The sequence below is a fragment of the Paenibacillus sp. P46E genome, from assembly GCF_001909095.1.
Taxonomy (GTDB): Bacteria; Bacillota; Bacilli; order Paenibacillales; family Paenibacillaceae; genus Paenibacillus_AQ; species Paenibacillus_AQ helianthi.
In genome coordinates this window covers 23,696-34,007 of sequence record NZ_LVYZ01000076.1, presented here as the reverse complement: position 1 = coordinate 34,007, position 10,312 = coordinate 23,696, and the positions used below count along the sequence as shown (strand labels likewise).

Below are 10,312 nucleotides of genomic sequence, written 5' to 3'. Positions count from 1 at the left end.
ACTTTGAATAAATCACTACGACCAATAGAAAAGATTATTCCTATAACTAAAAACCACATGCCTACTCCAATTGCTGCGCTTAACGCAATAAAAAATATACTCATTTTCATTTTCTTTTTATTCTCCTTTGACTTGGTGCCAGGTTCCCCATCATCCAAAACAATTAGAATAGGTGTACAGTCTTTTGATAAAATTCGGGATACATACTTATATGTGAAGACTTTTTATAGTTAGTTTACACCTCCAATTAAATATTATTTCTTCCCTTTCATCAGCAGACTGAAAATATCGGGATTGATTGCAAATATTCCCTTTAAATAGAATTATCGGATTATCACCTTGTTTTATGTATATCTATTCGGTTAAATTCATATAAATCTATCCTGATAACCGTTCTGATTGCATTGGCTAAAACACCAACTTTGTAGCTCGCATTTTCGTGTGAGTAAAATAAAGAGCAGTTTATGCTGTTCCTGCACCCACGTCTATAATGCACGCGTTATTGTGTTTACCCCCGCCGATGTGCACGCCAGTAAAGATCAGATTAATGCTCTCGTCTACGATGTGAAAAGCGGAACATGGTCGCGCAAATGGCGCTCCCTTCCGAATATGATCTATGACCGCTGCCGGATCCAGCGCAGCCAGCGCTTCCAGCAGCTGTTGCACTTCCGCGCGCGGTACAATCACCTGACCTTCCTGAACCGGCCGCTGCGCAATAAATGGACCGTCCACCAGACGTTCTCGCAGCGAAGCCGCTTCCGGCAGCACATGCCGGAAACGTTGCTGTATCAGTCTTCCGCTGACCTTCACCGGATGCTGAAATCCAGTCCAGTCGTCTATGTCAAGCCCATTAACGGCACGGGTGGACGCGGCATCCTGCGGATTGAACGGCAGGGCCAAGGTAAATCCCTCTACGATATCCAGGGACGCCGCCAGAGCCGGCAGATCATCGCGCCCCGGAAGGTGTCGCTGAGCCGGCTGGATTCCATTGTGCGCCAGTGGTGTCTCGGCGGACGCTTCCTGGTGCAGCAGGGTATCCCGCTGCGCCTGCCGAGCGGACGCTACCACGATTACCGCATGCTTGTGCAAAAGAACGGCCAGGGCGTATGGGAGCTGACCGGCATGGCCGGCCGCGTGGGCGCCGCCCGCAGCGTCACCTCAAATCTCCACGGCGGCGGCCATGCCATCCGCGCCGAGATCCTGCTGAAACAATGGCTCGGCAGCGAAGAGAAGGCCGGCAAAACCATGAAGACCGCAGAGAAGCTGGGCCTCGACGCCGCAGCCTTTCTGGAGGAGAGCTTCGGTGCCTTGTGCGAGCTGGCGCTGGACCTCGCCATTGACCGCGAAGGACACATCTACGTGCTGGAGGTTAACCCCAAGCCCGCCCGGGAGGTCTTCGCCCGCTCCGGCGATAGCGGCACCTACCGCAAGGCGTTGATGCGCCCGCTGGAGTATGCAATGTGGGTGTATAAGAACAAGAACACGCCGAGTTCGGTGAAGAAGGTTGAGGAATAGAGCTATAGCACTGAACAACAAACAACCGCTCCTCTGCTGGAAAGCAGTAGGGGCGGTTGCTGTGTGGATTGTGTTTTAATCAACTTCAGTCCATAACGGAATTATTGAAAATCAAATCAACCATCTAGGTCGTGTCTGAAAACTTTTCATTGAGTCAATTTGAAAATGGCAGCTACGTAGTTGAGATGATTTCCGTTGACTCATTCCCAATTAAAACCTCCGCCTTCTGTAAATCAAACTGCAGCTGAAGCAATCGTCGAAGTTGATCATAGTTTAGATCGGGATAAGGCAATATGGCTGCTGAACCAACGGATTTTCATTAAGATGCATCCGCATCACAAAAAGCCGCCATAGGATTCAAAATCAAGCTGACCGTTTCCTGTCAGCAAGGCAACGATATTTCTATTCTCATATTGACGACACATTTTTTTAATCGCATTTATTGTATAAGAGCTCTCCGGTGAAGCGATGATCCCTTCATTCCTAGCGAGTTCAATAGCCGAAGCCATGGCCTCCGTTTCATCAAAGGCTTGAGCCTCAATGATGCCTTGATTGACAAAGTGGGATACGATCGGGGCCGCAGCATGATAGCGCAAACCAGAAGCGTGCATTGCCGGTGGTCTAAAATCATACCCCAAGGAATACATCAGTAGTTTACTGCCCCCTCCTTCTCCATCTGCATAATCGTAACCATATTCACCTTTGGTAAGCGTTGGAATAGCTGTAGATTCAGTACAAATCACACGTTCCAACCGTTCTCCATAATAATCTACAAGTGGTAGGGCAAAGCCACCAAAAGAACTGCCACCGCCTACACAGCCAATCACGATATCCGGTTCTATATTGTGACTGGTAAGCTGCTCAATTACTTCTAATCCAATTACAGTATTGTAGGTAAGCACGAAATCAAATAATGAGCCTGCAATGTTAATACTACCATTCGCTTGTGCAATTTCTTCCAGTACCTCAGATGTTGCAAATGCGATAGAACCGTTTCTTTCACCTCTAGCCAGAAATGCCCTTCCTGCCTCTGTTTGATCACTTGGCGAAGCTATAACGTCCGCTCCGTACATTTTCATCATAAGGACCCTTAGCTTCTTTAATTCATAAGAACTGCGGACCATATAGACTTTACAATTTAAACCAGTCAGTTTTGCAGCAAGTGCCGCTGCAACACCTGTCTGACCTGCACCCGTTTCGGTAATTACAGCCGTTTTACCCTCCACTGAACCATAGTAAGCTTGCGGTAAAGCTGAAGTGATCTTAAAGCTCCCATTGCTTAAAGTATCTTCACGTTTGATATATATCCGATTAGTTGTCCCCCAAGCTTTTTCTAAGCGGTATGCACGCTGCAATGGCGTTTGGCGGCCAACCATACGGTAGCTTTGTTTAACTGGTTCTGGGATGCCGATCCAACGCTCCTTAGATATAGCATGTTCGATAACCTGAGCCGGGTGATATTTCCGGTACTCTTCGACCTCTTCATATTTATATATTTTCTGTAACTGTTCTTCCGTGAGCAGACTCCTTACATTAAGCCACTGATTGATCATTAGACATGAGCTCCTTTTAATGAAGCAGCACAAGCGCACCTGCATTGTTCGGGTTCCATTTTAGTCAGTACAACTCCCAGAACTGCAGTCATTCTTTCTACGGAGGCTGCAAAATTGTTAACAACGTCTTCATGTGTAGTGGGAAGATCTGGATGGTCCTGACTATTCAGCACACAGGCCATATCTGTAACTACTCCAAGTGACATATAGCATATTCCACGTTCACGGGCCAATACTGCTTCTGGATATCCAGTCATAGAGATGACATCATTTCCTTCGTGATAATAAATCCGGTTCTCTGCACGCGTGTTGAAACGCGGCCCTTGTATAACCAGCATTACCGCTTCATTGTGAAAACGGTATCTAGATGATATGAGGCTCTCTTCCGCAAGAAATCTTAAATCTTCACAAAAAGGGTCACTGGCTGAAACATGAACCGTTTCCGGACCGTCAAAAAAGGTATCCTGTCGTCCCCATGTTCTGTTCACAAACTGATGGGATAGCACAAAATCTCCTGAGACCATAGCAGGATTCAAGCTACCCACTGCGTGTGTCGCTATCAATTTTCGTACACCAAGGTTATACAATGCCTGGATATTGGCCCTGTAATTAACTTTGTGTGGGGGAATCTCATGCTTTATTCCATGCCTGGCAATGAAATATACCTGTTTGCCAGCAATAACACCAGACTGAATAGCCGAGGATGGATCTCCATATGGTGTTGTCATCATAAAAGAGTCATGATGCTCCAATAATTGATAGAGCCCGCTTCCCCCAATAATCCCAACTGCATTATCCATTATGTGTTAACTCCTTCATATTCACCGATTAAAACAAGCGGAAGCCATTCTACGCCGAATTGTTCGCGCAAATTGTGACCAGCCTGTTCTTAACGGTCAACGATTGATGAATACCCTACCACTTCTATGCCCAGTTCGTGTAATATTTCACAACATCTTGACGCAGATGAACCTGCACCCGTCACATCGTCAATCAGCAGCAATCGACTGCCTGAAGGTAGATTCCCTTCAATAATGCTGGATTTTCCGTAAGGTTTAAGTTCTTTGCGAATCGTGAAGCTGTGCAGGCCGCGGGCTATCATTGTTGCCAGCATCGTATAAATATAACGATCGCTCCATAACGTAGATACCCCTTTGAAGAGCAGGCTCAATAATCTCTCTATAATGCTGCAATCGGTCTGCGAACATGTACATTTGCAGGGGGTGTAATCAACCAGATTATTCATTGCCAGACCGATCGCTGCAATCCGATTGTATCCATTAAAATCTCCTGCAAAGAAGCATTGGAAGCTCCAAGAGTACAAAATTTTTGCTGAAGAGTAATTCCGGTGATATTCCCTTGTGTAGTCAGTAGTGTGATGGAAGTCCCCTTCTCAGTAGTAACCCAACCTCCCGCTTCCTCAAGAATCAGGGATGAAGCAAGAACATCAACCAGTTTCGCCGTATAGCTGATATCAACAAAAACCGAAGCAGCACCACTCGCCAAACAGCAGAGATCCAGTGCCGCACAACCCATAGCCCTGTAGCTCTTAAGCTGAAGAATTACCCTTTTCATGGCTTGCAGCTCCCATTCCTTCTTTGCTAATCCAACAAATATGCCGTCTCCCTGATTCAGCCGTTGCTGCATCAAAGTATGGATCGGCTGTCCGTTTCGAAATGCGCCTTTTCCTTTGATAGCAGTGTATTCATGACCATTAGCTAAATTAATTACATATGCCCCACATACTTCGCCATTCTCGTCCAAAATAGCTATTGAACAGGCGTAGTAAGATAAACCCATAGTAAAATTTTTAGTACCGTCCAGAGGATCAAGGATTACAGTAAACCTCCCCCGGTTAAAGTCCAGATAACCACTTTCTTCACTGATAATATTACGGACAGCCGGAATACCCTTAAAAAAGTTTAGACAAAGTTCTTCAAGTACGAGATCAATCATCAAACTTTTTTCACCATAAGCATTAACCTCTTGAACGCTAAATAATGATTTTTGATTTAGACAAGCCACTTGTTTGAGTGCATAACCCAATTTCGTACATTCCCTAATAATCTCATGAACTTGTTCAATGCTGTCAGCCATGATCTCACCTTCTTTTATTAATGTGAGAAACACCTTTCCTTTGAGAATTCCAGCAATTTGGCATGATGAGAGAAGGTATGTATTTCGAAATCATATAGCTTTCTTTTTGTGGAGAAAAACGGCTCCTGAATCAGTCTTGTTCCATCAATTAAATCAATTGCTTCAGTTTCTAATAAATCACAGATAATGTCCTAATCAAAACGCATAAAAGCGGAATTCCATAAGGAATCCCGCTCAATAAAATTCATAGCCTACATTTAGACACAAGAACATGATGAAAGCACACTGAAGAAAATCTCGTGAACAAACAAAGCATGGTTTTATATTGAAGTTAGATCCCCCATAGTCAGATAATCCGGTAGAAATGCTCAGGCCTTATTTCTGAGCATATATGAGAGCTATTGAATTTATTTACATTATATTAGCACTATATTCTTCCATTTGTAAATAGATTCCACTTATTGTACAATTTTACCTAATGTAACAAACGCCGGGCATCCTTCATCAAAGATCATCCGAACTTGTATCACTCTGAAAGAAGTGGCTCACTTGAACTTCTGAAAACAGTACATGGGACGTGGTCATCTAAGCAATTGGCGGTCCCACCATGAAGATCCGGAGATACAGAAAGGCGGCAGTAAAATCGCCTCGGAATTAGAACGTCTTAAGATACCCGCTGCCGGATCTAGCGCAGCCAGCGGTTCCAGCAGTTGTATCCAGCTCAATTCATAGCTACATTTAGTAATTAGTAGAGATAAAGAAACGAAATTATTATACTGATCGAAAAAATCCTTTTCTAGCACTAATCCCTCCAGGAAGCAGAATAAACATTTCTGCATAATATTCCGGAAAAAGTTCAATAGAAACAACAACCAACAAAGATCAAATTCACGGAGTTGTCCCAACCTCAATAATGATTCTATCACCCAGCATAAGGACTCTACGGCAATTACCCCTTTTTGGGCCGGCGGGCAATGAGCCTCACCAGCTCCAGCAGAAGGATCGGCAGCGAAACCGAAGAAGGATACGCGAGATAGCGGGGCTCCCAGACTGGAGAGAACTTTTCTTTGTATTTTCTAAGGCCCAGGAATCCATACCAATGGCCTCCATGCTTAAAAACTAAATGGGCAAGCTTCTCTTCCCGGATGGCGGACTGAGTTTGCCCTACGCTTGATAGCGGGGCCATGCCTAAATTAAAGTATGCATACCCCTGTTCCTTTGCCCATTTTAATAGGCTGACAAATAAATGATCCATGGTTCCGTTAGGCGTAACCGGGAGATGGCGCATGAGATCCACTGACAGTGTGTTGCCATTATCATAGCTGGGTGCCAAAGAGGCAAACGCGATGATCTCACTACTTGGACTATACAATAAACTGAGTATGGATTGCTGCAAGTAGTCCGCATCGAACCAGCCGAGCGAAAATCCCTTTTCCTTTTTTCCATCCAGCCACTTTTGCGAAATTTCATACAGCTGTTTCATTAAATCCTCTGGATGAGGAGGTTGTACTACCTCAAAACGGAAGCCCTCACGTTCGAACCGGTTAGTAACACTGCGCAGATTTGCGCTTGGTTTACCGCTAAGGGTAAAGTGTTCCAAAGAAACCAAAGCCTCTTCACCCAATTTAAAGAAACGGTAGCCATTCTCATGATAAATTGGAAGGTAATGCGGAGAAACCTGGTAGAACACAACCGTTAAATCATAAAGATCTGCAAAGCGCTGACTTTCCTGAATGGCTTCACTGACCAAATTCTTTTTACCTATAGGATCACCAAGAACGACGAATTCCCTGCGGACAATGGCATAGGGGATCAATACCTGATCGTTGCATGCCCAAAAAAAGCTTTTATCTCCGGCAAATAATACGTGGGTCAGCAGGTTGCCTTGTTCGTGCTCAAGGAATCTGTGCAATCTGGCCCGTTCTGCAGCAGAAGCCCCTATATTGGCTAACCGGTTTGGCCTAAGAATGAAAAAAAGTGTGATCAGCAGCCAAGCCATTACCAGACCTGCAATTGCAGCCGCAGCATGCTGTTTCGGATTAATAAGCCACATTAGCTTCGTACTCGAAGACCAATGCTTAAGGATCGCAGGCGGAATCCCCGTAGCAATCAAATCGTAGACATAGGCAGCCAGTAGCGTTACAAGCCCCCAAAGGGCTGCTTTTCCTTGATCAAAGGGTGTAGCGACTCTGAAAAACCGGTTTCGTGATATCCACAGCAGCAATGCCACGATGAGCAGGAAGATCGCTTCCTCAAAATCAAACGCCTTGGTAAATGTGAACAGTGCACCGGCACAAAGAAAGAATAGAGTCAGCCGATACGCCCGCTTTACCCGATGCGAAATTCCCCAGGAAAGTACGAGCAGCAATAGGCCAATGATTACACTTAATTGATGGGACAACCTCATCAGTGGAGCCGACAGCAGCTCCTCGGTCAATTGCAGCCGATTGAGCAGACCGGGTGTAGCGGCAGAGAGTAAAAGCACGATGCCACTTGCAAATACAAGCTTGCCCAGCGACCAAGCCCCGATCTCCCCGACAACTCCGAGCCGGGTTGGAAATTGCCATATCTTTTGCCAGTTGTTCAACACGCTCTCGAAGCCCACATTGTCCCGCCCGCTCTCTCCTTCACGCTCCCTGGCAAAATCAAATGCAGCTAGAATAAGACCGATCACCCAAGGGAAAAGGTAGTACAGCAAACGGAATAGAACAAGGACGGCAGCCGTCTTGTCGGATGGGTAACCCAATTGTTGGAGTCCCAGCAGAGCGGTTAAATCGAAGCCGCCGATACCGCCCGGAGCCATGCTGAGCAGGCCGGTTATAGCTGAGAGTGTATAGATGCCAAGTGCCTGAGCAAGAGAAAGTGCAGGAAGAAAGCAGGAGCCGATGAGCCAGAAGGAAATTCCCGCAAAAGCCCACTCCAATAAGGAAGCGCCAACAGAGGCTACGATTGTAGCTGCATCCATCCGGGGCAGGTTCCGGTTCAACCACTTTGCGTAAAATGACGTACGCTGCAATATCAAGTACCCAGGTAAATACAAGGCGGTTGCCCATACCGCATAGATCGTCCAGGGATGAGATTGTAGGACAGGCTTCATAGGCAATACGCCGAGTATGCCAGCCCATGAGAGTACAGAAAGTCCGGTTATTGTAATTGTGGAGAGGAAAGCGATGGATGCAGTAATGGTCTTCGCAGGAATTTTCCGCTTTCGGTATAGGAATGTCCGCAAAGCGGCTCCGGCAATCCCGGAGAAGCCGATGACACTATTGGAGGTATTAGCGATCCATGAATATCGAAAGGTCTCCCAGAAACTGAGTGGAATACGGAAATGACGCCGGAGAACAAAATCGTATAGACTAACCGCCGCAACCGAGATCAGCGCAAATCCAAACAGTAGAAGTACAGTCGCCGGCTTCATACGGTGAAGAATGTGAAGAGTGCCGACCCAGTCAATTCTTCGGAATTCCTTCTTCCCCTCCCAGTAAATGAACAAAATCACCGCTGCAGGAATAATGATCTGAACCAGCTTATAGCGGTAAAGAGCTGAGAAAAGCTGTACAATCTGCAATCGTCGAAGAATTTCCCCGAACCTTTTCATAGGCACCCCTCGCTTTCTCCACCTATGCTTCCCATTTATATAGTGCTTAATCCACAGTACCCGGCAGCTTCAGCCGCAGATCAGCGGTGAAGAACAGCCGGTAGATCAGCATGCTCAGCAGCATGCTCGTAATTGCCGCAGACGCGGTGAAGGAGAACACAATAAGAATCTGGTAACGCACGGCTATTACCGGATCGGCTCCGGCAATAATCATCCCGGTCATCATTCCGGGGAGCTGAACAAGGCCCACCGTCTTCATGCCGTCAATCGTAGGGATCATACTGAATTTCACGGCTCTCGCCCTAACCTTCTGCATGGCCTGCTGAGCCGTGGCTCCAAGCGACAGCAGCGTTTCGATTTCTCCCTTGTTCTGCTGCATTTCATGCTTGAGGTGGTTGATGAACAGCCCGGAGACGACCATTGCACTGCCGATGGTCATTCCACTGATTGGAATGATATACTGCGGTGTGGCTTGGATAATATGCAGGCCAAGCAGTATCCCCATCATCAAAAGCTCCATAGCTAAAATCGCCACAGCAATTCTCCAGACCAGTCCGGGCAATCCCTTCCCTCTCTTGGCTGCATTCCATGAGGCGACACCGATCATAAAGACAATAATCAAGACGACATAAATCATATGCTCAGCCTGGAAAATAAACTGCAGCACGTAACCAACTGCCAGGAGCTGAATCGCTGACCGTATGGTTCCAACGGCAATATCTTTTTCCAGGCCGAGCTTTTGCCAGATGGAGACCAGCATGGTTCCCATAACAAACAGAAGGGTAAAGCTTAGTGCGGTTAGTGTCATGAATGCACGGCTCCTCCCACGGGCTGATCAAAGAAAGCAGCACTGCTGTATTCGTGCATCCCGCCTTTGTCTATAACCCAGGTTCGATTGCTGATTCTATGGGCCTGCTCCAGATCATGGGTGACCCAAATCAGGGTTGTTCCTTCTTCCTTATGCCGGTTCATCAACAGTGCTTCGACCTTCCTTGTACTGTCTATATCCAGTGAGGCTGTGGCCTCATCCAGCAAAAGAATGCTTGGCCGAAGCAGCAGCGTGCGGATCAATGAGATGCGTTGTTTCTCCCCGCCGGAGCAATCCTCTGCTTTTTTGGCAAGGTCCAAGTGGTCAAGTCCAAGCTGTTCCATAAGCTGTGCACCAAGTGCAGCATCATAGGGCTGTCCATGCAGTCTGCTGATCGTACGCAAATTATCCTCGATGCTGCCTGGCAGCATTACCGCTTGTTGGGCCACATAAGCAACCACCATTCGCCATTCACGCGGATTTGAATTTTTAAATGAAGCGCCGTTCAGCAGCAAATCTCCTTCATCTGGTATGTCCAGCAAGGCCAATATCCGCAGCAGTGTGCTTTTCCCCTGTCCAGAAGCGCCGATAAGCGCAACCCGCTCCGGCTTGGTGATTTCAGCAGAGATACGTGAGAACAAATACCTGCTCTCCCCCTGCGCTCCAGCCTCCCAATTGAATTTGGCCAGATTATGTATTTCGAATACAGCACTCACAGTGCATCTTTCCTCTCATAAAATC

8 protein-coding genes and 1 riboswitch are annotated in these 10,312 nt (G+C 46.7%); of the genes, 1 reads left to right on the top strand and 7 read right to left on the bottom strand.

Translation table 11 applies throughout. The annotated features are described in order from the left end of the window. Window positions 1–609 precede the first annotated feature (609 nt). Window positions 610–1,515, top strand: a complete 906-nt coding sequence (locus A3849_RS27240; protein ID WP_256700983.1) for a YheC/YheD family protein — start codon at window positions 610–612, stop codon at window positions 1,513–1,515. Between the two features lie 335 nt (window positions 1,516–1,850). Here the strand turns inward: A3849_RS27240 and A3849_RS27235 are convergent, their stop codons facing one another. From A3849_RS27235 to A3849_RS27210, 7 genes are all read right to left on the bottom strand, one after another. Next, a complete protein-coding gene (locus tag A3849_RS27235) occupies window positions 1,851–3,068 on the bottom strand; it encodes a TrpB-like pyridoxal phosphate-dependent enzyme (protein ID WP_074114222.1) in 1,218 nt (405 codons plus the stop codon). After that, window positions 3,068–3,868, bottom strand: coding sequence for an MTAP family purine nucleoside phosphorylase (locus A3849_RS27230; RefSeq protein ID WP_074114221.1), 801 nt, complete (start codon window positions 3,866–3,868; stop codon window positions 3,068–3,070). Before A3849_RS27230 ends, A3849_RS27235 begins: the two co-directional genes overlap by 1 nt. Window positions 3,869–3,957: 89 nt before the next feature. Next, entirely contained in the window at window positions 3,958–4,314 is a 357-nt protein-coding gene (locus tag A3849_RS32525) for a hypothetical protein (RefSeq protein ID WP_143191910.1), read from the bottom strand. After that, window positions 4,311–5,165, bottom strand: a complete 855-nt coding sequence (locus A3849_RS27225) for an inositol monophosphatase family protein (RefSeq protein ID WP_074114220.1) — start codon at window positions 5,163–5,165, stop codon at window positions 4,311–4,313. Before A3849_RS27225 ends, A3849_RS32525 begins: the two co-directional genes overlap by 4 nt. 323 nt (window positions 5,166–5,488) lie before the next feature. After that, a riboswitch (purine riboswitch) is annotated at window positions 5,489–5,580 on the bottom strand. A gap of 534 nt (window positions 5,581–6,114) precedes the next feature. Beyond that, entirely contained in the window at window positions 6,115–8,763 is a 2,649-nt protein-coding gene (gene mprF, locus A3849_RS27220; RefSeq protein ID WP_074114225.1) for a bifunctional lysylphosphatidylglycerol flippase/synthetase MprF, read from the bottom strand. Window positions 8,764–8,809: 46 nt separating this feature from the next. Then, window positions 8,810–9,571: an ABC transporter permease gene (locus A3849_RS27215; RefSeq protein WP_074114219.1), complete on the bottom strand. Its 762-nt coding sequence runs from the start codon at window positions 9,569–9,571 to the stop codon at window positions 8,810–8,812. Further along, a complete protein-coding gene (locus A3849_RS27210) occupies window positions 9,568–10,287 on the bottom strand; it encodes an ABC transporter ATP-binding protein (RefSeq protein WP_074114218.1) in 720 nt (239 codons plus the stop codon). Before A3849_RS27210 ends, A3849_RS27215 begins: the two co-directional genes overlap by 4 nt. Window positions 10,288–10,312 lie beyond the last annotated feature (25 nt).

What these genes read in the sequence shown, in the direction of transcription:
- A3849_RS27240 (WP_256700983.1), top strand. Translation starts at nt 610, where the DNA reads ATGATCTATGACCGCTGCCGGATCCAGCGCAGCCAGCGCTTCCAGCAG.
- A3849_RS27225 (WP_074114220.1), bottom strand. Translation starts at nt 5,165, where the DNA reads ATGGCTGACAGCATTGAACAAGTTCATGAGATTATTAGGGAATGTACG.
- A3849_RS27235 (WP_074114222.1), bottom strand. Translation starts at nt 3,068, where the DNA reads ATGATCAATCAGTGGCTTAATGTAAGGAGTCTGCTCACGGAAGAACAG.
- A3849_RS27215 (WP_074114219.1), bottom strand. Translation starts at nt 9,571, where the DNA reads ATGACACTAACCGCACTAAGCTTTACCCTTCTGTTTGTTATGGGAACC.
- A3849_RS32525 (WP_143191910.1), bottom strand. Translation starts at nt 4,314, where the DNA reads ATGAATAATCTGGTTGATTACACCCCCTGCAAATGTACATGTTCGCAG.
- mprF (WP_074114225.1), bottom strand. Translation starts at nt 8,763, where the DNA reads ATGAAAAGGTTCGGGGAAATTCTTCGACGATTGCAGATTGTACAGCTT.
- A3849_RS27230 (WP_074114221.1), bottom strand. Translation starts at nt 3,868, where the DNA reads ATGGATAATGCAGTTGGGATTATTGGGGGAAGCGGGCTCTATCAATTA.